Raw genomic sequence first — 26,897 nt, forward strand, 5'->3', positions numbered from 1 at the left:
CGGGTCAGGCAGCTTTCGGATCGGCAAAGGGAAGCTCAGCGGACTTTTGCTCGGCGAGAGCAAGATCGGTGAGCGCGGTCGGGTAGTCGCCGGTGAAACAGGCGTCACAAAATTGCGGGCAGGCCGCATCGCGATTTTCACGCCCGACCGCCCGGTAAAGCCCGTCAATCGAGATGAAGGCGAGGCTATCGGCCTTGATGAATTCGCGCATCGGCTCCAGCTCCATGCGGGCAGCCAGCAGCTTGGAACGTTCGGGCGTGTCGACCCCGTAGAAGCAGGAATGCGCGGTCGGCGGGCTGGCGACGCGGAAGTGGACTTCCTTGGCCCCCGCTTCGCGCATCATTTCAACGATCTTCATCGAGGTGGTGCCGCGCACGATCGAATCGTCGATCAGCACGATACGTTTGCCCTCCACCAGCGCGCGGTTGGCGTTGTGCTTGCGCTTGACGCTCGAATGGCGCGCGCCGTCTGACGGCTGGATAAAGGTGCGCCCGACATAGTGCGAGCGGATGATGCCCAGTTCGAACGGCAGGCCGGAAGCCTGCGCAAATCCGATCGCCGCAGGCACGCCGCTATCGGGCACCGGCACCACCAGATCAGCCTCGCACGGGGATTCGAGCGCCAGTTGCATGCCGATCGCCTTGCGCGCTTCGTAAACGCTACGCCCGGCAAACACGCTGTCAGGGCGGCTGAAATAGACATGTTCGAAGATGCAGGGGCGCGGGGCCGGGCTGCCGAAGGGGCGCACCGAGCGGATTTCGCCGGCGAAATCGACGAGGATCAACTCGCCCGGCTCAACCTCGCGGATCAGTTCGGCGCCGACGACATCGAAGGCAACCGTTTCCGAGGCGAACAGGATGGAATCGCCGATCCTGCCCATCACTAGCGGCCGGATGCCCAGCGGGTCGCGGCAGGCGATCATGCCTTCGGGCGTCATCACGATCAGGGCATAGGCGCCTTCAACCAGCCGCAGCGCATCGACCAGGCGGTCAGCGATGGTGGGATAGCGGCTGGTGGCGACCAGATGGATGATGACCTCGGTGTCCGACGTCGACTGGAAGATTGAGCCTTTGTTCACCAGATCGGTGCGCAGCAGCATCGCGTTGGAGATATTGCCATTATGCGCGACGGCAAATCCGCCGCTCGCCAGTTCGGCGTAGAGGGGCTGGACATTGCGCAGGCCCGATCCGCCGGTGGTGGAATAGCGAACATGGCCCGCTGCCATATGGCCCGGCAGCGCGGCGATGGCTTCGGATGTCGAGAAATTTTCCGCGACATGGCCAAGGCCCCGGCTGGCGTAGAACTCCTTGCCGTCAAAGCTGACGATCCCGGCCGCTTCCTGTCCGCGGTGCTGGAGCGCGTGGAGGCCCAGCGCCGTCATTGCGGCGGCATCGGCCGCGCGGATCGTGCCGAATATCCCGCACTCCTCGCGCAGTTTATCGCCATCGGCATCAAGGAAGGGGTGAGTCACATTGCGGGGTGTCATCGGCATCACCAAACCTGTCCGCGAGCATGGCCGCCGCGGGGCATCGCTCCAATGGCGATGTGACGGATCAATTACAAGTCAAAGCACGCCGCGCAGCCCCGGCTTTTTGCTGACTGCCGTGTGACAGCGGTGGGTGGGGGACAGGACACAACATTGGATTGCCGCGCGTTGCTGTGCACTCTACAGGCGATGTTCAGCACATAACGGGCACCCCTTACCACCCATGCTCTCTCCCTTCGAATGGATGATCGCCAAACGCTACCTCTGGCCCGGCAAGGGGGAGGCGTTCATTGCGCTTGTCGCCGGCATATCGGTGGGCGTGGTGATGCTGTCTGTCGCCATGCTGGTGATCGTGATGAGCGTGATGAACGGTTTTCGCGCCGAATTGCTCGACAAGATCGTGGGCCTGAATGGTCATGCCGTGGTGCAGGGCTATAATGGCAGGGTGGACAACTGGCAGGGCGTGCTCGCTCAGATCGAGCAGACCCCGGGTGTCGTCGAAGCCTCGCCGATGATCGAAAAGCCCCTGTTGATCCTGTATAATGGCAGTGCCGAAGCGATCTTCCTGCGCGGCCAGTCGGACAAGGACATCAAGGCGCTGGGCGACAAGGTGGTGCTGGGCAATATCGCCAGCCTCTACGCTCCGGAGGACGAGGACGGGCTGCGCCAGGTGGCCATCGGCAGCCGGCTTGCGCAGAACCTTGGCATTCGGGTGGGCGACACCATCACCATCCTCAATCCGGCCGGGCGCACCACGCCGTTCGGCACCACGCCGCGCCAGATCCCCTACCGCGTGGGCGCGATCTTCGAGGTCGGCATCTACACCTTTGACGAACGCTTCGTGATGCTCCCCCTGGCCGAGGCGCAAAGCCTGCTGCTGATGGGCGATTCGGTCGCGCAGATCGAAGTCACGGTGGAAGACCCTGACAAGGTCGGCGACATCATGGCGCCTGTTGCCGAGCAGTTGCGCGGCAAGGCGGTCATTGCCGATTGGAAGGCGATGAATTCGGCCCTGTTCGAAGCCTTGCAGGTTGAACGTGTGGCCATGTTCTTTGCGCTGAGTTTCATGGTGCTGGTTGCCTCGTTCAACATCCTGTCCAGTCTGGTGATGCTGGTGCGCGCCAAGACCCGCGATATTGCGATCATGCGCACGATGGGCGCGACCCGGCGCTCGATGCTCAAGATCTTCGTTACCACCGGCACCACGGTGGGCGCGATCGGGACGGCAGCGGGCCTGCTGCTGGGCGCGATTGTGCTGTTTTTCCGCGAGCCCATCGTCGATTTCATCGCCTTTGCCACGGGGCAGGAAATCTGGGATCCGGAAGTGCGGTTCCTCTCCACCCTGCCGTCGCGCACCGATCCGTGGGAAGTGCTGGGGATCGTGCTGCTGGCACTGGGCATGAGCTTTCTGGCAACGCTGTATCCTGCCTTGAAGGCTGCCAATACCGATCCTGTGCAGGTGCTGCGTTATGAATGATGAACCTGTCACCGGCGCACCGATCGTGCGTCTGCGCGGGCTGAAGCGCGCCTTTGAGCAGGGCGGGCAGCGCATTGATGTGCTGCGCGGGGTCGAGCTTGCAATTATGCCGGGCGAGATCGTGGCGTTGCTGGGGCCATCGGGTTCGGGCAAGTCTACGTTGCTGCAAGCCGTCGGCCTGCTCGAAGGCGGGTTTGAAGGCTCGATCAGCATCGCAGGCCAGCAGGCCGAACACCTTGCCGGGGACGAGCGCACCAAGCTGCGGCGCGAATATCTTGGGTTTGTCTACCAGTTCCACCACCTGCTCCCCGATTTTGACGCGCGTGACAATGTGGTGATGCCGCAGATGATCCTCGGGCGGTCCCGCGCCGAGGCCGATGCGCGGGCCGATAGCCTGCTCACCAGCCTTGGCCTTGGCGCGCGCTTGACGCACCGGCCCAGCCAGCTTTCGGGCGGCGAACAGCAGCGGGTCGCGGTCGCCCGCGCGCTCGCCAACCGCCCGGCGCTGGTGCTGGCGGACGAGCCGACCGGCAACCTCGATGAAAAGACCGCCGATGCGGTGCTGGCCCAATTTCTCAGCCTCGTGCGGAACGAAGGCAGTGCGGCGTTGGTTGCAACCCACAATGAACGCCTCGCTGCACGGATGGACCGGGTGGTGCGCCTCAAGGATGGGGTGCTGGTCGAAGGGGTTTGAAACAGGGGTAACGAGCCATGCCGACGATTGCCGATTTCACTGTTACCACCAACCGGGGCGAACCACTCGATCTGTCGAGCAAACTCGGCACTGTGCTGCTGGTGGTGAACACCGCGAGCAAGTGCGGTTTTACGCCGCAATACGATGGTCTGGAAAAGCTGTTCCAGCAGTACAAGGATCGCGGGTTTGAAGTGTTGGGCTTTCCCTGCAACCAGTTCGGCGCGCAGGAACCCGGCAACGCCGATGAGATCGCCGAATTCTGCAAGGTCAATTTCGGCGTTACCTTCCCGCTGATGGCCAAGGTCGACGTGAACGGCGCCAAAGCCTCGCCGCTGTATGACTGGATGAAGACCTCGGCCAAGGGGCTGATGGGGTCGACCTCGATCAAGTGGAACTTCACCAAGTTTCTGATTGGCCGGGATGGCAAGGTGGTGAAGCGTTACGGCCCGACCGATGCGCCCGCAACCATCGCGCGGGATATCGAAGCGCTGCTTTAGCCCTCAATCGTCGCCCCGGACTTGACCGATCCCCGATCAAGTCCGGAACGACGAGAGTTTCCTGTGGAAGCCACCCTTGGCGCTGACGGGACGATTGCGCATATTCGCCTGATGCCCTTTGCTCCTTTCGTCCCCCTGCGTGTGCTTTCGTCCTATTCGATGCTCGAAGGGGCGATCGATCCAAAGGACATTGCCAAGCTGGCGAAAGAGCGCGGCTATCCCGCCATCGCGATTTGCGACCGCAACGGGCTGTATGGCATCATGGCCTTTGCGGCCGCCTGCAAAAGCGAAGGCGTGCAGCCGATCATCGGCGCAATGGTGGGCGTTGCGCGTGAGAGCGAGCGCGGCGAGGTGGATTACCTTGCGCTGTTTGCGCAGGATGATGCGGGTTATGACAACCTGTGCCACCTTGTCTCAGCCGCGCACCTTGATCGCCCGCTGGAACGCGATCCCCATGTCACGCTCGCCGATCTTGAGGGCCGCACCGCAGGGCTGATTGCGCTGACCGGCGCGGGTGAGGGTGGGCTGACCCGGTTGCTGGCGGAAGGCCAACATGAAGCGGGCGCCAGGCTGGCGGACCGGCTGGAGGCGCTGTTTCCGGGGCGGCTCTACATCGAACTCGCGCGGCATGGCGATCCGGTGTGCGAACGCGCAGAGGACGCGCTGATCGACCTTGCCTACGCGCGGGATCTTCCCCTCGTCGCGACCAACCCCGCCAATTTTGCCGAACCGCATATGCACAAGGCGCATGACGCCATGCTGTGCATCGCCAATTCGACCCAGATCGACGCAGATGATCGTCCGCGTTCCAACCCGCAGGCCTTCGTCAAATCGGCGAGCATGATGGAGGAGGCCTTCGCCGACCTCCCCGAAGCCACAGCCAACACGCTGGTGATTGCCCAGCGCTGTGCCTTTGCGCCGCCCTATCGCAAGCCGATCCTGCCCAGCCTTGCCGGCGACCTGTCGGGCGAAGCGCGGATGCTGGCGGAGGACTCGCGCAAGGGATTGGTCGAAAGGCTTGCTCCCTACTACCCTGACAATGTTCGGGCTGAGCTGGCCGAAGCCCTGCTTTTGCCTTCTGCCGAGGCGCTCGAAGAACAGGAACAGTCCTTCGACCAGCTCAGGACAAACGGAATTTGGGACGAGATGCTGACTTACAAGCGCCGGCTCGAATTCGAGATCGACGTGATCGTGAAGATGGGCTTTCCCGGTTACTTCCTGATCGTGGCCGACTTCATCAAGTGGGCCAAGGATAATGGCATTCCGGTAGGGCCGGGGCGCGGGTCGGGCGCGGGCTCGGCGGTGGCATGGGCGCTGACCATCACCGATCTTGATCCGATCAAGCTGGGCCTGCTGTTCGAACGCTTCCTCAACCCCGAACGCGTGTCGATGCCCGACTTCGATATCGACTTCTGCGAAACGCGCCGCGGGGAAGTGATCCGCTATGTGCAGGCCAAATATGGCTCGGATCACGTCGCGCAGATCATCACCTTCGGCAAGCTGAAGGCCCGCGCGGTGCTGCGCGATTGCGGGCGCATTTTGCAGATGAGCTATGGTCAGGTCGACCGCTTGTGCAAGATGGTGCCCAATCACCCAACTGACCCCTGGCCGCTGCCGCGCGCGCTCAACGGCGCGGCGGATTTCCGGCGCGAGTATGACAACGACAAGGACGTGAAGCGCCTTGTTGATCTGGCGATGCAGCTCGAAGGCCTGCCGCGCAATTCATCCACTCACGCAGCGGGCGTGGTGATCGGGGATCGGCCGCTGGCGCAGCTGGTGCCGCTGTACCGCGATCCGCGTTCCGATATGCCGGTGACGCAGTTCGACATGAAATATGTCGAATCCTCCGGGCTGGTGAAGTTCGACTTTCTCGGGCTGAAGACCCTGTCGGTGCTGCGCAAAGCGGTCGATCTGCTGGAAGCGCGCGGCATCACCATCGATCTGGGCGCGCTGCCTTTGGACGATGCACAGGTCTATCACCTGATGCAGACCGGCAATACGGTCGGCGTGTTCCAGCTGGAATCCGAAGGGATGCGCCGCACGCTGAAGGCGGTAAAGCCCACCAACTTTGGCGACATCATCGCGCTCGTCTCGCTCTACCGGCCCGGCCCGATGGACAACATTCCCCTGTTCGGCCAGCGCAAGGCGGGCGTGGTGCCGATCGAATACCCGCACGAAAAGCTCGAAGGCATCCTGGCCGAAACCTACGGCATCTTCGTCTATCAGGAACAGGTGATGCAGGCCGCCCAGGTGCTGGCGGGCTACTCACTCGGAGACGCAGACTTGCTGCGCCGCGCGATGGGCAAGAAGGTGCAGGCCGAGATGGACGCCCAGCGCGGGCGGTTTGTCGAAGGCTGCAAGGCCAATTCCGGGATCGAAGCGAAGCGCGCGAACGAGCTGTTCGACTTGATCGACAAGTTCGCAGGCTACGGCTTCAACAAATCCCACGCCGCCGCCTACGCGCTGCTCGCCTACCAGACGGCATGGCTGAAAGCGCATTACCCGGAAGAGTTTTACGCCGCCTCGATGTGCTTCGACATGCACCAGTCGGAAAAGCTGAACGTTTTTGTCGATGATGCGCGGCGCTATCCCAATGGCGCGGGCGGGGTGGAGGTGCTGCCGCCCTGCATCAATGCCAGTGAGGCCGAGTTTACCGTCGAGCAGACCGACCACGGCTACGGCGTGCGCTATGCCTTGGCAGGCATCCGCAATGTCGGCGAAAAGGCGATGGACGCGATCGTCGCTGAACGCGCGGCCAACGGGCCGTTTGCCAGCCTCAAAGACCTGTTCGAGCGGGTGCCGCAGGGCACCATGAACCGGCGCCAGCTGGAAGGGCTGATCTGCGCAGGCGCTTTTGACGGGCTGGAGCCCGACCGGGCGCTGCTGTTTGCCAATGCCGACTTGCTGATGGCGGTGGCTGATGCGGCGATCCGGGAACGGTCAAGCGGGCAGGCCGGATTGTTCGGCGGCGATGCGGGGCCGGCGGAAGATCTGCGCCTTCAGGCCTGCGAGCCGTGGAGCCGCGCTGACCGCATGGCGAAAGAGCGCGAAAACTTCGGCTTTTATTTCTCCGCCCATCCGGTCGCGCAATACCGCGAGGCGGCCTCGGCCAATGGCGCGCGCACCTATCAGAGCCTGATGGAGGCGGGTGCCCCTGCGGGGGGGCGCGGTTCGGCGGTGATGGCGGTGCTGGTCGAAGGCATTACCAAGGCGCGCACGCGCAAGGGGGGCACCTTCGTGCGGGCGGATTTTTCCGACAGCACGGGCCAGTTTTCCGCCGCCTGTTTTGAAGAAGCGCTGGTTCCGCAATTTGAACGCTGGGCGGCGGAGGGTGAATGCCTGTTGCTGACGGTCGAGCTTGATGCGCCCAGCGCTGATGAACCCCCGCGCCTGACAGTGCGCGCGGCGCGTCCGCTGGCGGCGGTCAGCGGCACGACAGCGATGGAACTGACCGCCGATATCGCAACGGTTGCGGCCCTGCGCGAACTGCAGATCGAACTGGCCGCCGCGGCGAGCGACCGGCCTGCGGGTGTGGGCGAGGTGGTGGTGCGGCTTGCGCTGGCCGATGGCGGTCAGGTGCCGGTCCGTCTGGGGCGTCACTTCGTGCTCAATGGCGAATTGGCGGAACGCCTGTCCGCGATCGAAGGCATTGAACAGGTTGCCCTAGTGCCGCTGAAAAAGCGCGGAAACCTTCGGCTGGTGGCCTGAAGCGAGGCCTGAACTGGTGACAAAAAAGGGGCCGGATCGCTCCGGCCCCTTTTCCTTATTCAGCGTGTGACGCTGTCACTTACATGCCCGAACCCGGACCGTAGGTGACTTCGACGCGGCGGTTCTGCGCTTCACGCACACCGTCAGCGGTCGGCACGCGCGGCTGGCTTTCACCAAAGGCCTGACCCGTGATCTGGCCGGCAGCAACGCCGCGGCCGGTCATGTAGTTACGCACGGCGACATTGCGACGCTCGGCCAGCGCCATGTTGTACCGGGCGCTGCCCGCTGTGTCGGTGTGACCGGCCAGCATCACGCGCGCCGTGCCGCAGTTGGCATAGGCGGTGATGGCATTGTTGAGGATGCCAGCAGCTTCAGGCGTGATGTCCGACTTGTCGAAGTCGAAGAACACGATGTACGGGCCGGTGTTGCAAGCAGCCTTCGGCGGCGGCGGGGGAGCAGCCGGCGGCGGGGGCGGCGGGGGTGCCATCACCGGCGGCGGCGGCGGGGGCGCTGCGACCGGAGCCGGTTCTGCGCGGCCACCGAAGTTGTAGGTGAGGGTTGCGAGCACCGAGTGGGTCTCGAAATCGTCACGATAGTTTTCGAGCTGCGAGTTCACCAGGTTCAGCTTGTCGAGCACGAAGTAGCGATACTTGACGCCCAGATCGACATTGTCGTTCAGCGGCATGCGGACCTGTGCGATGGCCTGGTAAGCAAGGCTCCAGTCCTTGTCGATGACGACGCCGGGGCCGTTCGGGTTGACCGAAAGGTCGGCATCATACAGCGCGTAACCGATACCGCCGCCAGCCGACAGGCCGATGCCGTCGTTGCCGCCGATGTCGAACAGGGCGTTGACCATGCCGCTGGCGATATCGATGCTGCCATCGACGTCTTCATAGAAGCCCGGGACGCGGGCCGGGCCGCTGGTGGGCACGCCATAGTTGGGCGAATGCAGCGTCTTGACGCCGAATTCCTTGTAGGAACCTTCCGCTTCAAGACGGAATGCGCCGAAATCGTAACCAACAACGCCGCCAGCTTCCCAGCCGTTTTCGTTGTCGATCAGAATGCGGTCTTCAACGCCGTTCACGGCGATCTGGTTGTCGTTCGGAAGGGTGACGCCGCCCTCGATCCCGATGTAAGGCTGACCGTCGCGTGCCTGAACGGGTACGGCGATCATTGCCGCTGTCCCCATCAGCAAAATTGCTGTCTTATTCATTTTATGTTCCTTGTATTCGTTGTCGCCGTCGCCTTACGCGAACGGTATGCTGCCGGAACAACATATGTTGGTCAGCTGCGAATGGTGTAAGCGCCCGCTCGCGGAAATGTTTCATCGGTGCGCGACGAAACGTGCTCACATTACGATGAACCGAGTATCAACTAGAATTGCTGAAGGCATGTAAGTCAGGGCAGAAACACTTAATTCTCAGACAAATGATAAATCACAGGAGAGATGCAGACATGGCCGGAATCAGGCTCGGAGCAATGCAGGACTGGACCATGCGGGTGACCGCGGTGATCGATCATGCCGCCCGCGAAGCGCCGACGCGCGAGATTGTGAGCCGCTGGGCCGATGGCAGCGAAACCCGCACCGACTGGGCGGGCATCCGCGTTGATGCGCTGAAGATGGCGCAGGCGCTCCAGCGGCTCGGGCTGAAGCCGGGTGACAAGGTGGCAAGCCTGGCGATGAACCATGCGCGCCATCTGGTCAGCTGGTACGGGGTCGCAGGGATGGGCGGGGTGTTGCACACCGTCAATCCGCGCCTGTTCGACGATCAGCTGGAATATATCGTCAACCACGCCGAAGACCGCGTCTTGTGCTATGACGCGGCGTTCCAGCCGATTGTCGACCGTATGCGGGGGCGCTGGCCGACAGTTGAACATTACATCTGCTACGATTCCGGCGATCATGCCCCGGCCTTCGAAGACTGGATCGGCGCAGAGGATGGCGATTTCGAATGGGTCACGGGCCCGGAAACCGATCCGTGCATGATCTGCTACACCAGCGGCACGACCGGCAACCCCAAGGGCGTGCAATACGAACACCGCTCCACCGTGCTCCACGCGATGAGCGGGCTGCAACCGGCGGCGTTCAACTTCTCCAGCGCATCGGTGATGTTGCCGGTGGTGCCGATGTTCCACGCGGCCAGCTGGGGCCTGCCCTATGCAGGTGCGATGGCGGGGATCAAGTTCGTGTTTTCCGCAGTCAATGATCCGGCGGTGCTGCACGATCTGATGCTGCGCGAGGGCGTGACCGACAGCGCCGGCGTTCCGACCGTATGGCTGGCGCATTTCCAGTATTGCGACCGCGAAGGCCTCGATCTGCCGCCCCTGAAGGCCGCCACCATCGGCGGATCGGCCGCGCCCAAGTTCATGATCGAGCGGCTGATGAAGAACGGCACCCGTGTCCAGCACGCCTGGGGCATGACCGAAACCAGCCCGATCGGCACGGTTGGCGGCCCGACCTGGGATTGGGACACGCTGAGCCTTGAGGAAAAGATCGATAAGACCGCGATGCAGGGCCGCCCGATCTTTGGCGTGCAGCTGCGCACCGTGGCGCTGGATGACATGACGACCGAGCTGCCGCGCGACGGCAAGACCAGCGGCGCGCTGCAGATCCGCGGGCCGTGGGTGATCAAGCGCTACTTCAAGGCGGAAACTGACGCGGTGGGCAATGATGGCTGGTTCGACACGGGCGATGTCGGCATTCTGCACCCGGACGGCACGCTGCAACTGACTGACCGCACCAAGGACGTGATCAAATCGGGCGGGGAGTGGATCAGCTCGGTGGAATTGGAGAATGCCGCCTGCGGCCACCCGGCCGTGGCCGAGGCCGCGTGCATCGGCATCACGCACCCCAAATGGGACGAGCGCCCGGTGCTGTTCGTGGTCAAGAAGGCCGACGCCGAGGTGTCGGGTGATGAGATCATCGAACACTTGAAACCGCTCATCGCGAAGTGGTGGTTGCCCGACGCGGTCGAATTCGTCGACGACATCCCGCACACCGCCACCGGCAAGATCAGCAAGAAGGACCTGCGCGACCGCTTTGCGGATTACACGCTTGGCTGACATGGCAATCCGGCCTGCGCATGGCTCCGATGCCCAGGCCATCGCCGCGATCTATGCCTGGCACGTGGCCAACGGCACCGCGACGTTCGACACCGCTGCGCCTGATGCAGCGGCGTGGGCGGAAAAGCTCGGCGATTTTGCGGCGAGGGGCTATCCCTTCCTCGTCGCCGAACGCGCGGGCGGGGTGGTTGCTTACGCCTACGCCGCCCGCTTTCGTGACCGGGCGGCCTATGCGCATACCTGCGAGGACAGCATCTATGTGGCGCACGATGCGCGCGGCGGCGGGATCGGCACAGCGTTGCTGCCTGCCGTGATCGCGGCTGCGCGGGACTGCGGCTTTCAGCAGATGATCGCCGTGATCGGCGGGGGCGAGCCGGCCTCGGTCGCGCTTCATGCCAAATGCGGCTTTGTCCACGCCGGGCGGATGCGCAATGTCGGCCAAAAATTCGGGCGCCTGCTCGACACCGTCTATATGCAATGTGATCTGCGCGAGGAGGCCTGCACGCCATGACCAGCCACACCTATATCGACCCCTCGCCAGCCAACTTTCAGGCCTTCAAGGACTTGCCGCGCGATACGCCGATCAACATGCTCAACCTGTTGCGGTTTCGCGAATCTGCCGATTATCCTGCGGGGCACGAACACGCTGGCAAGGGCTGGAGCGGCAGGCGTGCCTATGAGGAATATGGCAAGACCAGCGGCCCGATCTTCCGCCGCGTGGGCGGCAGCATTGTGTGGCGCGGCAGCTTTCAGACGGTGGTGACCGGGCCAGAAGGCGAAAGCTGGCACGATGGCTTCATCGCGCACTATCCCGATGCGGGCGCTTTTTTCGCGATGCTGAAAGACGCCGATTACCAGCGCGCCGTGGTGAATCGCACGGCTGCCTTGCTCGATAGCCGCCTGGTCAGGTTTGCGCCGGGCGAGGCAGGGACGGGCTTCGGTTAGGCTGCGGCCTTATGGCTGCCCGCTGGCTGGTTGCTCGTAGAGATAATTGTAGAAATTTGTGGCCGAGGTGAACCACAATTCCATCTGCCGGCTGTAGTTGGCTGGCGTGATGCCGCCGTCGGCGATGATGTACATCTGCACCGAGATCACACCGTCCGGGCCCATCGCGGCGCGGCCGAAGTTCTCGTTGTAGTTGTAAAGGTTAATGGCATTGATGCTTTGTTCGGTGGTGCGATTTTCATCGGCCGCGAAGGAGGCCAGCAGCGCCGAGCCAAGACATTTGACTTCGCGCTGTTCATCCTCGCACGACATCAGCATCGCCTCGGCCGTGACCTTTTCGCTGAACGTGAAAACGATCCGCTGGCCCTGTGCCTGCGTGGGCGCGATGGTGGCTCCTGCGGCGCGCAAGGCCTGTTCCAGATCGGCGCGGGTGAAATGGTCAAGCGCCCGCGTCTCTTCGGCGTGGGCCGATGTGGGCAGCAGTACCATTGCTGTAGCAGCAATGAGATATGTCAGTTTCATAATTCCCCCGCCCTTGCGCGTCATCCCGACCGCCTTAATCACAGCAACCGCAATTGGCCACCCGTCTCGGGCGCCTGAAACCGGGAACAATCGAGCGCGAAGCGGGCCTTCCCGATCCCCGCCCGGCGGCACGCGAGTTTGAACCGCGCCCGGATCAGATCGGCCCAGACGCCTTGCGGGTTGAAGCGGCTGTGAAAGTTCGGATCATTATCGCGGCCCCCGCGCATGTCGCGCACGATGCTCATCACCTTCCCCGCACGGTCGGGGTAGTGGACGGCGAGCCATTCGCGGAACAAGGGCGCGACTTCGTGGGGCAAGCGCAGCGGGATCCAATTGACGCTTTGGACCCCCCGCTGCGCGACTTCAGCGACAATACTTTCGATAAAATCGTCGGTAATCGCCGGGATGATCGGTGAGATCGAGCAATGCACCTGCACGCCGAGGTCCACCAACCGGCCCAGCGCCGCCAGTCGTTTGGCCGGCGCAGCGCAGCGCGGTTCAAGCTTGGCTGACAGGATGGGGTCAAGGCTCGTCACCGAAATCGACACCGCCACCAGCTGTTCGCGCGCCAGTTCCGCCAGCAGGTCGGCATCATCCAGCACCCGGTCCGATTTGGTGGTGATCGTGACGGGGTGGCGTGTTTCAAGGCAGAGTTCGAGGATTTGGCGCGTGATCCGGTAATCCCGCTCGATCGGCTGATAGGGATCGGTGTTGGTGCCCATGGCGATGGGCTTGGGCCGGTATCCCCGCTTGGCCAGCGTCGCCCTGAGCAAGGCGGCGGCACCGGGTTTGGCAAACAGCTTCGTTTCGAAATCAAGACCTGGCGACAGGTCGTGATAGGCGTGGGTGGGCCGGGCGAAGCAATAGACGCAGCCATGCTCGCACCCGCGATAGCCATTCACCGAGCGGTCGAACGGCACATCGGGCGATTGGTTGAAAGTGAGGATCGATTTGGGGCGCTCTTCGGTCACGGTGGTGCGAAGTTTGACCGGCGGGCCGTCCAGCATCTGAACATGATCGCGCCAGTCACCATCGACCTCGCGGCTTGCCAGCCCGAAGCGGGTGGGCACCGCCGCCGATTGTGCGCCGCGTCCTTTTAGGCCCGAATGTTTCACGTGGAACATTTACGGAACATTGCGGCGCTTCGCAACCCTCGTCAACCCGCCGCCAGCGAGGGGCAGGATTGCGGCTAAACCTCGCGCAATCGCGGCATCAGTTCGACGAAGTTGCAGGGCCGGTTGCGGCTGTCGAGTTGCTCCGCCAGAATTCCGTCCCAGCCATCCTTCACCGCGCCGTTCGAGCCGGGCAGTGCGAAGATATAGGTGCCGCGCGCCACCACGGCGCAGGCGCGGGACTGAACTGTGCTGGTGCCGATGGACGTGTAGCTGAGCCAGCGGAACAGTTCGCCAAAGCCGGGAATATCGCGCGCGTCCTTGACCATCGCCAGTGCTTCGGGCGTGACATCGCGGCCTGTCAGCCCCGTGCCGCCGGTGCTGACGATGGCGTCGATGGCGGGATCATCGATCCATGCCTCGAACTGCGCGGCCAGCACCGCGGCGTCATCTTTCACGATTGCGCGCGCCGCCAGCCGGTGCCCTGCGCCCGTTACCCTGGCGGCCAGAATGTCGCCGGATGTGTCGGTATCCGGTGTGCGCGTGTCGGAAACGGTCAAAACAGCGATGTTGATCGGCTTGAAAACCCGGCTCTCGTCAATCGCCACGCTGCGTATCTCCCCTCAAGGCTCCAAGCGGGCCGAGCGGGTCGTAGCAGCGCGCGGAAACTCCGGCCAGCGCCCTTGTGCCAGCGCGCGGCGGCTGGGCGAGGCGACCCCGGCAGCACGCTCGTACATCCAGTAATTGCGCATCACGATGGCGACATAGCCGCGCGTTTCCCAATAGGGGATCGATTCCATCCAGAGCAGCGGATCGTTCTGGTCGTTGATCTCGAAGTTCCAGCGCCCGATCGGGGTCAGGCCTGCGTTATAGGCCGCCATGATCTTGGGCAGTGTGCCGCCGGTCGCTGGGGAATCGCGCAGCATTTCCAGATGCCGCTGGCCATAGGCAAGATTGACCTGCGGATCGTTCAAATCCTCGTAGCTCGCACCAAGGCTCAGGCGGCCGGAATGGTCGCGCGCTGTGCCCGGCATGATCTGCATCAACCCGCGGGCATTGGCCGGGCTGACGGCCGCGGCGCGGAAGTTCGATTCCTGCAAGGCATGGGCAAAGGCCAGCGCAGGGTCGACCTGCCATCCGCCCACCGGCTGCCAATAGGCCACCGGGAAGCGCAGCGCGGGATCGCTGGTGGTGCCGTAAGGGGCATTGTGAGCCATGAAGAGCTGGGTTGAAGGCAGGCCCAGTTCCCGCGCCAGCCGGGCCAGCGCGCCATATTGCGATGCCAGACCGATACGGGCCTCGTGGCGCAAAACCTCGTCAGCCAGCGCCGGGCGGCCGATTTCCATCAGGGCGACCGCGACCTGCACATTGCGCCGCTGGGACAGCTGCGCCCAATCGGCCCGGTCAAAGGGTTGGGGCGGGGCATGGGCCGGCAGTTCGATGCCAAGCTGATCGGCGGCGAGCATGCCGTACAATGTCTCATGCAGCTGCGCGGCGGCTGAAAGATGCTGCTGGGCGAGTTCCGGCTCGCGGCAGCGCACGGCCGCGCGGTGCGCCCAGTAATGCCCGGCAGCGGCCAGTTCGACATTGGAGGCCCGGCTGGCCACCCGTCCGAAAGCGTCCCCGGCCAAGGAGCAATATCCCATCCGCCAAGCCGAAAGCCCTTCGACCCACGCGCCTTCGGCCACCCATTCGCCCGATCCGTCCGCCACTGTCCGGGCCAGTTCCAGCCCGGCGGTGTCGTTGTTTTCGATGTAATAGCTCCACGCCACCCGCTGGCGCCATTCCGCGCGCGCATCGCCCGACAGCATCGGATCGACCTCTGCCAGCAAGCGGTGGGCTTCGGCAGGATTATCCGCCTTGATCGCTTCAAGAATGGCGCTGGCGGTGGCCGCTGGCATGGTGCCATCATTGACCCCGCGTGGCTGGATCCGCTTGGGCGCATAGGGCTGGCGCGCAAAGCCCTGTTCGCGCGGCAAGGCGGGCAGGGCGGCAAGCCCGCGTTTGGCGCCCATGCGCACCAGCTGTTCGGCCTGCGGCAGATCGGTGCCGGCGTTGAACCACGCCGCGATCTGCTCGGCTGTGACTTTGGGGCTATTGGCGTGGGTGTAATATTCTGCCTGTGCGGCCTGTGTCAGTAGGCCGCTCGGCTGCTGGGCGAGCAGGCTTTCGACCAGCGCCCATTGCTGGGTATCAATCGCCGCGAAGACCTGGCGGTAATGCGCCTGTTCTTCGGGCGTCAGCACGCGCGTGATCGCCCGCTCGGCCGGTACGGCGCCGTTCCAGCGCGCGACCAGATCACCGGCGGCCAGATCACTGGAGGATTGTCTTGCTTGCGCGGCGGCCGGGGCGTGGAGAGCCATGCCCGCCAACACCATCGCGACCAAAGCCGTGCCTGAGCGTTGCTTGAGGCTGTGCCTCAAACCGTGGCTGACCATTCGATCCATCTCCGCCAAAACCGGGCTTTCAGCCGGGGCACGTGCAACATTGCGTCGAGCGTTTCGCTCACCATGACCGGAGTGTTAACCACACCACGGTTGAACTTGCGTAAATGCTCGTCCTTAACAGGCGTTAAGAAAGCGGCGAGATCGGTGCCGAAAGCGAGAATTTTCTGCGGCTGTGCCAGCGCCATGTGATGCGCCAGCACGGCATCCATCCCGCTGGCTGCGATCGCCGCCAGATCGGCCATCGGGGTATGCGTGGGCAAGGCGCTGGCAATGTAGACCGCGCTCTCGTCCAGCCCCAGCGCGCCAAGGATATTCCCGAGCAAACGCCCCTGCGGACCGGATAGCAGGCGATCGTGATCGGCAGCTTCGGGCTGAGGCACGAGCACCATGAGCGCGGCCCCGGCAAGCCCGCGCGGCGCAATCCGGGGAAAACCGCGCGCGGTCTCCAGCCCCGGCGCGGTCATCCACCATTGCCGGAACGCGGGCAGATCGGCTGGCGGCGAATCGCCCAGCAGATCGCGCGGCGGCGGCGCGGCCGGATTCGGGCCGGGCGCTTCGGAATCAACACTCTGGCGCGCTTCATCATTGGCGGCGCGGCGGGCAGCGCCGGTGCTGGCGCGCTCTGCCGCGGTCTTGCCGGATTGCGGCGCCGTTCCCGCCGCCGCCAGCCCGGCCTCGGCCAACAGCGCCGTAGCGTCATCGGTGAACTCGCAATCCACCCCGGCCGCCTGCCACCAGGCAAGCGCCGCTTCAAATTCGCGCGCGATCGTCAGCTCGGGCCGGGTCATTGGGGGGTCATTGCGATGTCATGCTATCCATCGCGGGTCTTGACTGTCTGCGAGGGTGTTAGCAAGTGGACAGATAAGCCATATCGCCAGACTGTGTGGTCCGCGCGGCAGAACCAACAAGGATCAGGAAAGCTTCGATGAGCGAACGTGAATCAATGCCCTGCGATGTCGTGATTGTCGGCGGCGGGGTCGCGGGCCTCGCCGCGGCGATCAGGCTCAAGCAGATCAATGCCGAGCTTGAAGTCATCGTGCTCGAAAAGGGCTCGGAAATCGGCGCGCACATCCTGTCGGGCGCGGTGGTCGATCCCAAGGCGCTCGATGAACTTCTGCCGGAATGGCGCGAACAAGGGTGCCCGATGGCCCAGACCCCGGTGACCGATAACTGGCACTGGGTGCTCTCGAAGACCGGCAAATCCTCGCTCCCCCATGCGATCATGCCGCCGCTGATGAGCAACCACGGCTGCTACACGGGCAGCCTCGGCAATCTGGCGCGCTGGCTCGCCGAACAGGCCGAGGGGCTGGGCGTGATGGTGTTCCCGGGCTTCCCGGCAGCCGAAGTCATGTTCGACGAAGAGGGCCGCGTCGCCGGCGTCATCACGCAGGACATGGGCGTGGCCGCCGATGGCAGCCACAAGGGCGATTACCAGCCCGGCATGGAAATCCACGCCAAGTATACCCTGTTTGCCGAGGGCGCTCGCGGCAACCTGACCAAGCTGATGAAGGCGCGCTTCGATCTGGAAGCGAACTGCCAGCCGCAGGTTTACGGCCTCGGCATCAAGGAATTGTGGGACATCGATCCCAAGAAGCACAAGCCGGGCCGCGTGATCCACACGCAGGGCTGGCCGCTCACCGAAAGCGACAGCTGGGGCGGGGGCTTCCTCTACCATCAGGCGAACGGGCAGGTCGCTTTGGGCTTCGTCACCGCGCTCGATTACAAGAACCCCTGGGTCTCGCCCTATCAGGAATTCCAGCGCTGGAAGAACCACCCGGCGATCCGCGAATATCTCGAAGGCGGCAAGCGCGTTTCCTACGGCGCGCGCGCGATCAACGAGGGCGGCTGGCAGTCGGTGCCCAAGCTCGCCTTCCCCGGCGGCGCATTGATCGGCTGCGCGGCGGGCTTTGTGAACGTGCCCCGCATCAAGGGCAGCCACACCGCGATGAAAAGCGGGATGCTGGCGGCCGAGAGCATCGCTGCGGCGGTGGCGGCAGGTCATGAAAAGACCGAGCTGATGGATTACGACGCGGCTGTGCGTTCCAGCTGGATCGCCGACGAATTGAAGGTCGTCCAGAACGCCGAACCTGCGGTCGCCAAGTTCGGCGGCGATATCGGCACGGTGCTCGCGGGCATCGACATGTGGATGCGCACGCTGAAGATCGGCCTGCCGATTGCGATGAAGCACCACGCGGACTACACCAACACGGGCCGCGCCGATCTCTACCCCAAGATCGATTACCCCAAGCCCGATGGTGTCATCACCTTCGACCGCCTCACCAACGTCGCCTACAGCTACACCAACCATGCCGAAGACCAGCCCTGCCACTTGCAAGTGAAGGACCTGGAGCTTCAGAAGGTGAGCGAACTCGGGGTCTTCGGTGGGCCGTCCGCACGCTATTGTCCGGCAGGGGTCTATGAATGGCTGACCGACGCGGCTGGCGAGCCCAAGTTCCAGATCAACTCGCAGAACTGCGTCCACTGCAAGACCTGCGACATCAAGGACCCCAACCAGAACATCAACTGGGTGACGCCCGAAGGCGGCGGCGGGCCGAATTATCCGAATATGTGATGGGGAGCGTCGAGCGATCTTGTGAGTGCTCGACGCTCGGTGACTTCGCCGTCGTCGGCATGGGCGGCGATGGGCGGGACGAGCGCGTCTTTTCGACTTTGATGGAAATTGCAAAGCATGGCGGCGATGCATGGTGGCTCTACGCATCCCGCTGCTCGGCATGCGGCCAAGACTGGATGATCGCTCAGGAAGAGCGCATCCACGACAACTTCTATTTTAAGCGCCTTACGGCTGGCGAGTTGAAGATGATCGAGGAGCAGGGGGCATGGCCGCCGGATTTCGTGCGGTTCGAGGACGTAATCAGGCTCGGCCCCGATCACGGGCAAGTCGCCCGGTTCTTCGACACCAATGATCTCACCGACACCGTGAAGGAACTCATGGAAGTGCGTTCTGACATTTCGGCACGCGAGATCGCCTACATGTTCGTGTTGTCGGAGCCTGAGGCTGAAAGACTGATGGATCGTGCTGCACGCATGAGCTGGAAGCAGCTTCGTCCTTTCGCATGAGTACAATTGAAACCGCCTACGCCAAGATCAACCTTGCGCTGCATGTCCGCAGGCGAAGGGAGGACGGGTATCACGAGCTTGAGACGCTGTTCGCCTTCGTCGATGCGGGCGATGTGCTGAGCGCCGCGCCTGCCGCGCAGGACAGTCTGCATGTGGTGGGCGAGTTCTCGGGATTGCTCGGTTCCAATCTCCCTTCCCCCCGGGGAAGGGCCGGGGATGGGGGCTCCGCCCTATCGTCTGCCGAGCCCCCACCCCCAGCCCCTCCCCAAGGGGAGGGGAGCGTCTTGGACAATCTCGTCGCCCGCGCGCTCAACGCTCTCCCTCGCCCCCAAGGCCTTGCAGTGACGCTGGAGAAGAACCTGCCCGTCGCGGCTGGCCTTGGGGGCGGCTCAGCGGATGCAGGCGCGGTGTTCCGGATGGTCGAGGCGCTGCACGGCCTGCCGGAGGACTGGCAGGCTCGCGCCGCAAAGCTGGGCGCAGATGTGCCTGCCTGCGTGCTCAGCCGCACCCATATCGGGCTGGGCACCGGCACCGAGCACTTGGAGGTCGAGGACGACCTTGCCGGAACCCCCGTCCTGCTGGTCAACCCGCGCGTGCCGCTCAGCACCGGGCCGGTGTTCAAGGCGTGGGACGGCGAGGATCGAGGGGCATTGCCGCAAGGCCCGGCGTCCAAGATCGCAAGGGAGGGGCGCAATGACCTTGAAAACCCCGCCATTTCGCTCTGCCCGGTGATCGCCGATGTGTTGGCGGCACTGGCCGAGACCAAGCCGTGGCTCGCACGGATGTCGGGCTCGGGCGCGACCTGTTTTGCGCTCTACGACACCGCCGAGGCCCGCGATGTGGCAGCGGCAGCGATGCCGTCTGGCTGGTGGACGATGGCGGGGCGACTACGGTGAGGGCGCCTCCCAACACCCGTTCGTGTCGAGCAAAGTCGAGACACCAGAGCACGGCCTCTCGACTACGCTCGAGGCGAACGGCGGTCGGGACATGAACGAAGTCTTCCGCCAAATCGGCGCGCCCGCTCCCGGCGGCATCGTGCTGGTCGCCGACCACGCCTCCAATGCCGTTCCCGCCGACATCACCCTCGGCATCCCCGAGCATCTGCTCCACGAACACATCGCCATTGATATCGGCACCGCCGCGATCGCCGAGCGGCTGGCGCAGGACCATGCCATCCCCGCGCATATCGCCGCCGTCAGCCGCCTGGTCTGCGATCTCAACCGCGAGGAAACCGCCCCCGGCCTCGTCCCCGAAACCAGCGATGGGCACCCGATCCCCGGCAATGTCGGCGCAGACAGGGAAGGGCGGCTCGGCCGCTTCCACCGTCCCTATCACACCGCGCTGGAGCAATGGCTGGAGGCTGCCGAGCCTGCGCTGATCCTCTCGCTCCACAGCTTCACCCCGCGCCTCGCCAGCCGTGACGAGCCGCGCCCGTGGCAGGTCGGCGTGCTCTACAACCAGGACGATCGCGCCGCGCGCATCGCCATCCCGCTGCTCGTCGCCGAGGGGCTGCATGTGGGCGACAACCTCCCCTATTCGGGGCGCGATCTCAACTACACGATGAACCGCCATGCCGAAGCGGCGGGCCGTCCTTATCTTGGCGTGGAACTCCGGCAGGATCTCACCCAGACCGCTGAGGATCACACGCGCTGGGCCGCGCTTCTGGCAAAAATTGCGCAAAGGGTTGCGTCAGCGCTTGGCTAGAGGCAGGGGACGTTACGCAAAACGCCGCAATCGGGAAATCTTATGTCGTCCAAGTTTGACAAGTCGAAGCTCCCCAGCCGCCACGTTTCGGTCGGCCCGGAGCGCGCGCCGCACCGTTCGTACTATTACGCGATGGGCATGACGGAAGAAGAGATCGCCGCGCCCTTCGTCGGCGTGGTGAGCGCAGGCAACGATTCCGCACCCTGCAACACCACCTTGAACGCGCAGGCCGATATCTGCCGCGAGGGCGTGATCGCGGGCGGCGGCACCCCGCGCCGCTTCAACACCATCACCGTCACCGATGGCATCGCGATGGGCCACCAGGGGATGAAATCCTCGCTCATCAGCCGCGAGATCATTGCGGATTCGATTGAAGTATCGGTGCGAGGCCATTGTTATGACGCGCTTGTCGGCTTTGCCGGCTGCGACAAGAGCCTGCCCGGCATGATGATGGCGATGCTGCGGCTGAACGTGCCGAGCATCTTTGTTTATGGCGGATCGATCCTCCCCGGCACCCACCGCGGCAATGATGTGACTGTGGTCGATGTGTTCGAGGCGGTCGGGCAATACGCCGCCGGCAATTGCCCGCTGACCGAGCTGATCGCGCTCGAAAAGGTCGCCTGCCCCGGTCACGGTGCCTGCGGTGGGCAGTTCACCGCCAACACCATGGCCTGCGTCGGCGAGGCGATCGGTTTGTCCCTGCCGAACAGCAACATGGCGCCCGCGCCCTACCGTTCGCGCGATGATATCGCGGTCGCGGCAGGCAAGCAGGTGATGGAGCTGGTCGCCCGCAATCTGCGCCCGCGCGACATTTGCACCCGCGAGGCCTTCATGAACGCGGCGCGCGTCGTCGCGGCCACCGGCGGATCGACCAACGCGGCGCTCCACCTGCCCGCCATGGCCAGCGAGGCGGGGATTGCCTTCGATCTGTTCGATGTCGCTGAAATCTTCAAATCAACGCCTTACATCGCAGACTTGAAGCCCGGCGGTAAGTACGTCGCCAAGGATATGCACGAAGCGGGCGGGGTCTACATGGCGATGAAGACCCTGCTCGACGGCGGGTTCATCGACCCCAACCCGATCACCGTCACCGGCAAGACCATCGGCGAGAATCTCGAAGAGATCACCTGGAACCCTGACCAGAAGGTGTTCTACGATGTGAAGACTCCGATCACGCCGACCGGCGGGGTCGTCGGCCTCAAGGGCAGCCTTGCCCCCGATGGCGCGATCGTGAAGGTCGCCGGGATGGCGCGCCTGCAATTCTCCGGCCCCGCCCGCGTCTTCGATTGCGAGGAAGATGCCTTTGCCGCCGTCGAGAAGCGCGACATTGCCGAAGGCTGCGTGATCGTGATCCGCTACGAAGGGCCCAAGGGCGGCCCCGGCATGCGTGAGATGCTCTCCACCACCGCTGCGCTCTACGGGCAGGGCATGGGCGAGAAGGTCGCGCTGATTACAGACGGGCGCTTTTCGGGCGCGACGCGCGGCTTCTGTATCGGCCATGTTTGCCCGGAGGCGGCCGATGGCGGGCCGATCGCGCTGGTGGAAGATGGCGACATCATCAGCATCGACGCGGAAACCGGGACCATCGAACTGGATGTCGCGGCCGATGTGCTGGCCGCGCGCCGTGCCGCCTGGCAACCGCGCACCAATGATTACCAGTCGGGCGCCTTGTGGCGTTACCAACAGGTCGTCGGGCTCGCCCGCTACGGCGCCATCACTCACCCCGGCGCCAAGGCTGAAACCCATGTCTTTGCGGATATCTAGTCTCTCCGCGCTGGCTTTGCTGGCGGGGTGCAGCGGTGCGGGCGATAGCGGCGACATCCCGCCGCCGCCGCCCGGACGGGAGGTCGATTGCGCCATTGGCGCAGGCGCGGCGCTGTCGCCGGTCTGTTCGCTGGAGCAGGCTGGCAATGATGTGATCATCCACCACCCCGATGGCGGTTTCCGCCGTTTGGCGCGTGATCCTGCCACCGGCACGCTCACCCCGCGCGACGGGGCTGACCCGCTGGTGAGCGAGGGAGGCGGCGAGGGTGCCGTGGCCTTTGCCATCGGTGCCGATCGCTACAGCATTCCCCTCCGGTTGCTGGCGCCCGCACCGAAGTGACGTCCGGGCAGGTTCTCACCGCTGCGCAGATGCGGGCCGCTGAACAGGCACTGTTCGATGCAGGGGTGAGCGTGACCGAGCTGATGGAGGTTGCCGCAGGCGGCGCGGCAGACTGGGTGCGCCGCGTGGCCGCAGGCCGGCCGGTCACGGTGCTGTGCGGGCCCGGGAACAATGGCGGTGATGGCTATGTTATCGCTCGGCTTTTGCGCGCTGCGGGAAACGCGGTGAAGGTGATTGCGCCGTTCGAACCGGTAACCGATGCGGCTCAGGCAGCGCGGCGCCGGTGGGACGGGCCCGTCAGCACCGCTGGAACGGCCGAGGGCGAGGTGTTTGTCGATTGCCTGTTCGGCTCTGGCCTTACCCGTCCGCTGGTGGCCGAACATGTCCTGCTGCTGCGCGGGCTGGCGGCGCAGCACCGTTACAAGGTGGCCGTCGATCTGCCATCCGGCACGGCGAGCGATAGCGGCGCGGTGCTCAATGACCGGCTGCCCTCCTATGATCTGACACTGGCGCTCGGCGCGTGGAAGTTTGCGCATTGGAGCCTGCCGGGCCGGGCGATGATGGGGCAGATGCGGCTCGTGAATATCGGAATTGCAGCGGTGGAGGGGGCGGCGGGGCTGGCCGGGCGTCCCCGGCTGAGCGGGCCGGCTGCCGACAGTCACAAGTATCGCCGGGGACTGCTGGGCATTGTCACGGGCGCGATGCCGGGCGCCAGTCTGCTGGCCGCCGCCGCCGCTCAGCGCAGCGGCGCGGGTTATGTGAAATTGCTCGCCGCCACCGCCGATCCCCGCACGCCGGTCGATGTCGTCACGGCCCCGCTATCTGATGCGCTGGCCGATCCGCGGATCTGCACCGTGCTGATCGGACCCGGGTTGGGGCGGGATGAGGCCGCGCGCGTCATGCTGGCCGAGGTGCTGGAGCGCGCCCCTGCACTGGTGCTCGATGCCGATGCGCTGGTGCTGCTGCGTCCCGGCATGCTGATGCGCGGCGTCCCGGTGCTGGCCACGCCGCACGATGGCGAGCTTGACACCTTGTGCCGCCAGTTCGGCGTCATCGCGGAAAACCGGCGTGAACGTGCGCTCGCCCTGGCACGGGTGAGCGGGATGGTGGTGCTGGCCAAGGGGCCTGACAGCGTCGTTGCTGCGCCTGATGGCCGGTTGGCGCTCGGGCTGCCCGCGCCAAGCTGGCTGTCGGTCGCAGGCACCGGCGATGTGCTCGCCGGTATTGCGGCAAGCCGGATGGCCGCAGGATCGGATCCCTTTGGTGCCGCGTGCGAAGCGCTGTGGCTGCACGGTGAGGCAGCGCGCCTTGCCGGGCCGGCTTTCACGCCGACGCAGCTTGCCGAACGGGTGTCCGAGGCGCTAGCGGCCTGCCTGTGAACACAGATACAGACCTTGGGGAACCCATCATCCGCCTCGCCGCCAAGGGCGACGGTGTGACCGTCTCTGGCCGCCATATCGCGGGCGGTGTGCCCGGCGATCGGGTCGATGATAGCGGCGTGATCACGCCGGGGCCGCATCACATCTCGCCAGCCTGCCGCCATTTCGGCGTATGCGGCGGATGCCTGTTGCAGCACGCCGATGACGCTGCGCTCACCGAGTTCGTCGAGGGCCGGGTCGTGAACGCCGCGCGGGGCCAAGGGCTGGAACCGGCTGAATTGCTTCCCGTCCACCTCTCTCCGCCCGCGACCCGCCGCCGCGCGGGGCTGCATGGGCTGCGCACCGGCAAGGGCGCGGTGGTGGGTTACCGCGAGGGTGGATCGCACCGTGTGGTCGATCTGGCCGAATGCCCGGTGCTCCATCCTGCGCTCGCCACCCTCATCGCGCCATTGCGGCGGTTTGTGGCGGCGCATGGGCCCAAGGCGATGGTCGGGATCGATCTGACCGTTGCGGATCAGGGCGTTGAAGCGGGCCTGACCCACTTCCCGCTCGAAGGTCTCGGCCCGACCGAGGCGGCGCTTGATTTCGCGCGTGATCAGGGGCTTGCAAGGCTTACCATAGACCAAGGCTATGGCCCTGAGACGCTTTGGGAGCCTGAACCGGCGACAGTGACCTTGTCGGGCGTGCCGGTGAGCTTGCCCCCCGGCGCGTTCCTTCAGGCGACCGCAGATGCGGAGCGCGTGATGGCCGCCGATGCTGCCGAATGGTTGGCGGGTGCAGGCGTGGTTGCGGATTTGTTTGCAGGGCTTGGCACCTTCGCTTTTGCCCTGAGGCAGGGACGAAAGGTGCTGGCCGTCGAAGCGGAGCGCGCGGCGCATCTCGCTTGCAAGGCGGCCGGGGCGATGAGTGGGGGCCGCGTACTGGCGCTCCACCGCGATCTGTTCCGTTCCCCGCTCCAGCCCGACGAGCTGAACCGTTTCGATGCCATCTTGCTCGATCCGCCGCGCGCCGGCGCCCGTGCCCAGGTCGCGGAAATTGCCGCGAGCACGGTGTCGCGGGTGGTCTATGTCAGTTGCAATCCATCCAGTTGGGCGCGCGATGCGGCGGTGCTGGCAGAGGCTGGCTTCCGCCTTGAAAAGCTGCGGCCCGTTGGCCAGTTCCGGTGGTCAACCCATGTGGAACTTGTAAGTTATTTCGCGCGTTAGGCGCGTAAGCTGGCGAGGATTTGCGCTTCCAGCCAATCGCGGTGCGCAGGGTCGACATAGGCGTGACCAGCGCCTTGGCAGCGGCAGATGCGCGGATCGCTTGCGCCCCAAGCCGCTTCAAACACCTGCGCGGTGCGATCCCTCGTCGCGATCAGAATGCGAACCGGACGGTCAAAATCGGCCAGCCCGGTGCGCATCTCCTGCGCCAGGCTTGACGGCGGCGGGGGCGGGCGGACAGCGTGGGCAAGCCCGCGCGCGAGTTTACCCAGATTGACACCTCCGCCCAGCAATCGCATGACTTCGCGCGGGTTTTTCAACTTTTCAAGATAGCGCGCGCGGATCGCCGCAGGGGGTGGCGTATCGCCTGCTGCGCTGTCGTTGTCATCGTGTTCGATGGTCCACGGATTGGACAGCACCAAACCGTCGCATCCCGCGCCGCCTGCCAGCATCAGGGCCGATGCCGCGTCGCAATTGCCGAAAGCGATTACCCGCGACAATTGGGGAACCATCGCCCGGAACGCGTCGATGGCGCTGCTGATGTCCTTGGCGGAATGACGAAAGCCGCGGTTCTCGCCCTCACTGTCGCCAATCCCGCGGCGGTCGAACCGGAACACCGGAAACCCGGCGCGGGCGATGCGGGCGGCCATATCGGCTTGCCCGCCAAAGGCACCGGAGCGGATTTCGTTGCCGCCGCTGACGATCAGCAGGCCCACGCTCCCCGGCGCAGTGTCGAGGGTTGCCACAAGGGTGCTGCCGCCGCAGGCAAAGGTATGAGAAAGGCGGGTCATCCCTCTGAAACCCCGACATCTTCGGCGATGATCGCGGCCAGACGATCGGCCTGCGCCGCGCTTTCGTCCGGTTCGGCGCGCAGCCACAAGCCCGGTCCGCCAAGCGCGCTTTGGGCAATGTCGGATTGCCCGGGGGCGAGCCCGGGTTCGGCCGTTTCCAGTTCCCCGATCATCGCTGCGCCAAGGGGCCAGCCACCAAGGACCAGCCCCTGCTCGCGGCCCTGCGCCATCAGCGCTTCGGAGGTCTCGGCCATGCCCGCCTCCCGCGCGGCAATGGTGCGGGCGCGGATCATGCCGCGCAGCAGTTTGGGCCCGGACTGCGCCGCATAGTGCCAGCCCGGCAGAGTTGCCGGCGCTATCAAAGCGCCTGCGCGGATCGCCAGCACATGGGTCGCGCCCACCGCTGCGGCCGCTGCCACCATGTCTGCGCGCCAGCCTGCAAGGGTTTGGTTTTCCAGCGGAGCAAGGCTTTCATTGCACCCTGGCAAATCAGGCAGGAAGCCATCGATCCCGGACGCATCAAGCCGCCGCATTACTTCAATTGTGAAGCGTCGCAGCCGGTTGGCTTCATCAAACCATGCCGGGCAGATCAACACCCGCACCGCGCGGCCGCGATCAAACGCGACGAGCAATTCTTCGCTCGCCAAGCGGCCGTCTGCGGCCGGAATATTCCAAGTGAAAATCACCC

General features: G+C 64.7%; 24 protein-coding genes. 15 read left to right on the top strand and 9 right to left on the bottom strand.

The genetic code is table 11. The features are described from left to right. Nucleotides 1-4 precede the first annotated feature (4 nt). Entirely contained in the window at nucleotides 5-1,492 is a 1,488-nt protein-coding gene (gene purF, locus C0V72_RS03000; RefSeq protein ID WP_172438887.1) for an amidophosphoribosyltransferase, read from the bottom strand. A 217-nt stretch (nucleotides 1,493-1,709) separates the two neighbouring features. On the opposite strand from purF, the gene C0V72_RS03005 reads away from it, so the two are divergent. The 4 genes from C0V72_RS03005 (at nucleotide 1,710) to dnaE (ending at nucleotide 7,862) form a co-directional block, all read left to right on the top strand. Then, nucleotides 1,710-2,963 carry a lipoprotein-releasing ABC transporter permease subunit gene (locus tag C0V72_RS03005; RefSeq protein WP_101791742.1) on the top strand — a complete coding sequence of 418 codons (1,254 nt, stop codon included), beginning with the start codon at nucleotides 1,710-1,712 and terminating at the stop codon, nucleotides 2,961-2,963. Continuing rightward, the gene (locus tag C0V72_RS03010; RefSeq protein ID WP_101791743.1) at nucleotides 2,956-3,657 is read left to right on the top strand and encodes an ABC transporter ATP-binding protein; all 702 of its coding nucleotides are present in this window, start codon (nucleotides 2,956-2,958) and stop codon (nucleotides 3,655-3,657) included. Before C0V72_RS03005 ends, C0V72_RS03010 begins: the two co-directional genes overlap by 8 nt. Nucleotides 3,658-3,674: 17 nt before the next feature. Further along, a complete protein-coding gene (locus tag C0V72_RS03015; protein ID WP_101791744.1) occupies nucleotides 3,675-4,154 on the top strand; it encodes a glutathione peroxidase in 480 nt (159 codons plus the stop codon). A 111-nt stretch (nucleotides 4,155-4,265) separates the two neighbouring features. Next, complete coding sequence (dnaE, locus tag C0V72_RS03020) at nucleotides 4,266-7,862, top strand: DNA polymerase III subunit alpha (protein WP_101791832.1); 3,597 nt, start codon at nucleotides 4,266-4,268, stop codon at nucleotides 7,860-7,862. 79 nt (nucleotides 7,863-7,941) lie between these two features. Here dnaE and C0V72_RS03025 read toward each other — a convergent pair whose 3' ends face one another. Beyond that, entirely contained in the window at nucleotides 7,942-9,075 is a 1,134-nt protein-coding gene (locus tag C0V72_RS03025) for an OmpA family protein (RefSeq protein ID WP_143704513.1), read from the bottom strand. 242 nt (nucleotides 9,076-9,317) lie between these two features. Here C0V72_RS03025 and C0V72_RS03030 point away from each other — a divergent pair, with 242 nt between their 5' ends. The 3 genes from C0V72_RS03030 to C0V72_RS03040 are packed head-to-tail and all read left to right on the top strand — an operon-like array spanning nucleotide 9,318 to nucleotide 11,870. Continuing rightward, nucleotides 9,318-10,925: a long-chain fatty acid--CoA ligase gene (locus C0V72_RS03030; protein ID WP_101791745.1), complete on the top strand. Its 1,608-nt coding sequence runs from the start codon at nucleotides 9,318-9,320 to the stop codon at nucleotides 10,923-10,925. Between the two features lies 1 nt (nucleotide 10,926). Then, nucleotides 10,927-11,436 (top strand): GNAT family N-acetyltransferase, encoded by a 510-nt coding sequence (locus C0V72_RS03035; protein WP_101791746.1) that lies wholly within the window; start codon nucleotides 10,927-10,929, stop codon nucleotides 11,434-11,436. Beyond that, nucleotides 11,433-11,870, top strand: coding sequence for a DUF1330 domain-containing protein (locus C0V72_RS03040; protein WP_101791747.1), 438 nt, complete (start codon nucleotides 11,433-11,435; stop codon nucleotides 11,868-11,870). The genes C0V72_RS03035 and C0V72_RS03040 overlap by 4 nt, the downstream gene beginning before the upstream one ends. A 9-nt stretch (nucleotides 11,871-11,879) precedes the next feature. Here C0V72_RS03040 and C0V72_RS03045 read toward each other — a convergent pair whose 3' ends face one another. The 5 genes from C0V72_RS03045 to C0V72_RS03065 form a co-directional block, all read right to left on the bottom strand. Continuing rightward, entirely contained in the window at nucleotides 11,880-12,416 is a 537-nt protein-coding gene (locus tag C0V72_RS03045; RefSeq protein WP_143704514.1) for a YbjN domain-containing protein, read from the bottom strand. A 14-nt stretch (nucleotides 12,417-12,430) separates the two neighbouring features. Continuing rightward, nucleotides 12,431-13,516: a PA0069 family radical SAM protein gene (locus tag C0V72_RS03050; protein ID WP_101791749.1), complete on the bottom strand. Its 1,086-nt coding sequence runs from the start codon at nucleotides 13,514-13,516 to the stop codon at nucleotides 12,431-12,433. Between the two features lie 65 nt (nucleotides 13,517-13,581). Further along, on the bottom strand, nucleotides 13,582-14,112 hold the full coding sequence (gene moaB / locus C0V72_RS03055; RefSeq protein ID WP_101791750.1) for a molybdenum cofactor biosynthesis protein B: 531 nt from the start codon (nucleotides 14,110-14,112) through the stop codon (nucleotides 13,582-13,584). A 15-nt stretch (nucleotides 14,113-14,127) separates the two neighbouring features. Further along, on the bottom strand, nucleotides 14,128-15,867 hold the full coding sequence (locus C0V72_RS03060) for a lytic transglycosylase domain-containing protein (protein WP_233999750.1): 1,740 nt from the start codon (nucleotides 15,865-15,867) through the stop codon (nucleotides 14,128-14,130). Between the two features lie 56 nt (nucleotides 15,868-15,923). Continuing rightward, complete coding sequence (locus tag C0V72_RS03065) at nucleotides 15,924-16,739, bottom strand: uracil-DNA glycosylase family protein (RefSeq protein WP_101791752.1); 816 nt, start codon at nucleotides 16,737-16,739, stop codon at nucleotides 15,924-15,926. A 137-nt stretch (nucleotides 16,740-16,876) separates the two neighbouring features. Between C0V72_RS03065 and C0V72_RS03070 the strand changes: the two genes are divergently transcribed. The 8 genes from C0V72_RS03070 to C0V72_RS03105 all read left to right on the top strand — a co-directional run bounded on the left by C0V72_RS03070 (nucleotide 16,877) and on the right by C0V72_RS03105 (nucleotide 25,421). Next, nucleotides 16,877-18,523: an electron transfer flavoprotein-ubiquinone oxidoreductase gene (locus tag C0V72_RS03070; RefSeq protein WP_101791753.1), complete on the top strand. Its 1,647-nt coding sequence runs from the start codon at nucleotides 16,877-16,879 to the stop codon at nucleotides 18,521-18,523. Continuing rightward, nucleotides 18,523-19,029, top strand: a complete 507-nt coding sequence (locus C0V72_RS03075; RefSeq protein WP_101791754.1) for a hypothetical protein — start codon at nucleotides 18,523-18,525, stop codon at nucleotides 19,027-19,029. The genes C0V72_RS03070 and C0V72_RS03075 overlap by 1 nt, the downstream gene beginning before the upstream one ends. Further along, nucleotides 19,026-19,925, top strand: a complete 900-nt coding sequence (locus tag C0V72_RS03080) for a 4-(cytidine 5'-diphospho)-2-C-methyl-D-erythritol kinase (protein WP_101791755.1) — start codon at nucleotides 19,026-19,028, stop codon at nucleotides 19,923-19,925. Before C0V72_RS03075 ends, C0V72_RS03080 begins: the two co-directional genes overlap by 4 nt. 91 nt (nucleotides 19,926-20,016) lie before the next feature. Continuing rightward, nucleotides 20,017-20,733, top strand: a complete 717-nt coding sequence (locus C0V72_RS03085) for an N-formylglutamate amidohydrolase (RefSeq protein WP_101791756.1) — start codon at nucleotides 20,017-20,019, stop codon at nucleotides 20,731-20,733. 42 nt (nucleotides 20,734-20,775) lie between these two features. Beyond that, entirely contained in the window at nucleotides 20,776-22,497 is a 1,722-nt protein-coding gene (ilvD, locus tag C0V72_RS03090; RefSeq protein WP_101791757.1) for a dihydroxy-acid dehydratase, read from the top strand. Beyond that, on the top strand, nucleotides 22,478-22,837 hold the full coding sequence (locus tag C0V72_RS03095) for a hypothetical protein (protein ID WP_143704515.1): 360 nt from the start codon (nucleotides 22,478-22,480) through the stop codon (nucleotides 22,835-22,837). The genes ilvD and C0V72_RS03095 overlap by 20 nt, the downstream gene beginning before the upstream one ends. Further along, entirely contained in the window at nucleotides 22,834-24,216 is a 1,383-nt protein-coding gene (locus C0V72_RS03100; RefSeq protein WP_101791759.1) for an NAD(P)H-hydrate epimerase, read from the top strand. The genes C0V72_RS03095 and C0V72_RS03100 overlap by 4 nt, the downstream gene beginning before the upstream one ends. Next, on the top strand, nucleotides 24,213-25,421 hold the full coding sequence (locus C0V72_RS03105) for a class I SAM-dependent RNA methyltransferase (protein ID WP_172438888.1): 1,209 nt from the start codon (nucleotides 24,213-24,215) through the stop codon (nucleotides 25,419-25,421). Before C0V72_RS03100 ends, C0V72_RS03105 begins: the two co-directional genes overlap by 4 nt. Here the strand turns inward: C0V72_RS03105 and C0V72_RS03110 are convergent. Both C0V72_RS03110 and C0V72_RS03115 read right to left on the bottom strand, forming a co-directional pair. Next, the gene (locus C0V72_RS03110) at nucleotides 25,418-26,209 is read right to left on the bottom strand and encodes a hydrolase 1, exosortase A system-associated (RefSeq protein ID WP_101791760.1); all 792 of its coding nucleotides are present in this window, start codon (nucleotides 26,207-26,209) and stop codon (nucleotides 25,418-25,420) included. The genes C0V72_RS03105 and C0V72_RS03110 overlap by 4 nt on opposite strands. After that, nucleotides 26,206-26,895, bottom strand: coding sequence for a hypothetical protein (locus tag C0V72_RS03115; protein ID WP_101791761.1), 690 nt, complete (start codon nucleotides 26,893-26,895; stop codon nucleotides 26,206-26,208). The genes C0V72_RS03110 and C0V72_RS03115 overlap by 4 nt, the downstream gene beginning before the upstream one ends. Nucleotides 26,896-26,897 lie beyond the last annotated feature (2 nt).

This window comes from Porphyrobacter sp. TH134, from assembly GCF_002855495.1.
GTDB lineage: Bacteria > Pseudomonadota > Alphaproteobacteria > Sphingomonadales > Sphingomonadaceae > Erythrobacter.

What these genes read in the sequence shown, in the direction of transcription:
- purF (WP_172438887.1), bottom strand. Translation starts at nt 1,492, where the DNA reads ATGCCGATGACACCCCGCAATGTGACTCACCCCTTCCTTGATGCCGAT.
- C0V72_RS03005 (WP_101791742.1), top strand. Translation starts at nt 1,710, where the DNA reads ATGCTCTCTCCCTTCGAATGGATGATCGCCAAACGCTACCTCTGGCCC.
- C0V72_RS03010 (WP_101791743.1), top strand. Translation starts at nt 2,956, where the DNA reads ATGAATGATGAACCTGTCACCGGCGCACCGATCGTGCGTCTGCGCGGG.
- C0V72_RS03015 (WP_101791744.1), top strand. Translation starts at nt 3,675, where the DNA reads ATGCCGACGATTGCCGATTTCACTGTTACCACCAACCGGGGCGAACCA.
- dnaE (WP_101791832.1), top strand. Translation starts at nt 4,266, where the DNA reads ATGCCCTTTGCTCCTTTCGTCCCCCTGCGTGTGCTTTCGTCCTATTCG.
- C0V72_RS03025 (WP_143704513.1), bottom strand. Translation starts at nt 9,075, where the DNA reads ATGAATAAGACAGCAATTTTGCTGATGGGGACAGCGGCAATGATCGCC.
- C0V72_RS03030 (WP_101791745.1), top strand. Translation starts at nt 9,318, where the DNA reads ATGGCCGGAATCAGGCTCGGAGCAATGCAGGACTGGACCATGCGGGTG.
- C0V72_RS03035 (WP_101791746.1), top strand. Translation starts at nt 10,927, where the DNA reads ATGGCAATCCGGCCTGCGCATGGCTCCGATGCCCAGGCCATCGCCGCG.
- C0V72_RS03040 (WP_101791747.1), top strand. Translation starts at nt 11,433, where the DNA reads ATGACCAGCCACACCTATATCGACCCCTCGCCAGCCAACTTTCAGGCC.
- C0V72_RS03045 (WP_143704514.1), bottom strand. Translation starts at nt 12,416, where the DNA reads ATGACGCGCAAGGGCGGGGGAATTATGAAACTGACATATCTCATTGCT.
- C0V72_RS03050 (WP_101791749.1), bottom strand. Translation starts at nt 13,516, where the DNA reads ATGTTCCACGTGAAACATTCGGGCCTAAAAGGACGCGGCGCACAATCG.
- C0V72_RS03060 (WP_233999750.1), bottom strand. Translation starts at nt 15,867, where the DNA reads ATGGCTCTCCACGCCCCGGCCGCCGCGCAAGCAAGACAATCCTCCAGT.
- C0V72_RS03065 (WP_101791752.1), bottom strand. Translation starts at nt 16,739, where the DNA reads ATGACCCGGCCCGAGCTGACGATCGCGCGCGAATTTGAAGCGGCGCTT.
- C0V72_RS03070 (WP_101791753.1), top strand. Translation starts at nt 16,877, where the DNA reads ATGAGCGAACGTGAATCAATGCCCTGCGATGTCGTGATTGTCGGCGGC.
- C0V72_RS03075 (WP_101791754.1), top strand. Translation starts at nt 18,523, where the DNA reads ATGGGGAGCGTCGAGCGATCTTGTGAGTGCTCGACGCTCGGTGACTTC.
- C0V72_RS03080 (WP_101791755.1), top strand. Translation starts at nt 19,026, where the DNA reads ATGAGTACAATTGAAACCGCCTACGCCAAGATCAACCTTGCGCTGCAT.
- C0V72_RS03085 (WP_101791756.1), top strand. Translation starts at nt 20,017, where the DNA reads ATGAACGAAGTCTTCCGCCAAATCGGCGCGCCCGCTCCCGGCGGCATC.
- ilvD (WP_101791757.1), top strand. Translation starts at nt 20,776, where the DNA reads ATGTCGTCCAAGTTTGACAAGTCGAAGCTCCCCAGCCGCCACGTTTCG.
- C0V72_RS03095 (WP_143704515.1), top strand. Translation starts at nt 22,478, where the DNA reads ATGTCTTTGCGGATATCTAGTCTCTCCGCGCTGGCTTTGCTGGCGGGG.
- C0V72_RS03110 (WP_101791760.1), bottom strand. Translation starts at nt 26,209, where the DNA reads ATGACCCGCCTTTCTCATACCTTTGCCTGCGGCGGCAGCACCCTTGTG.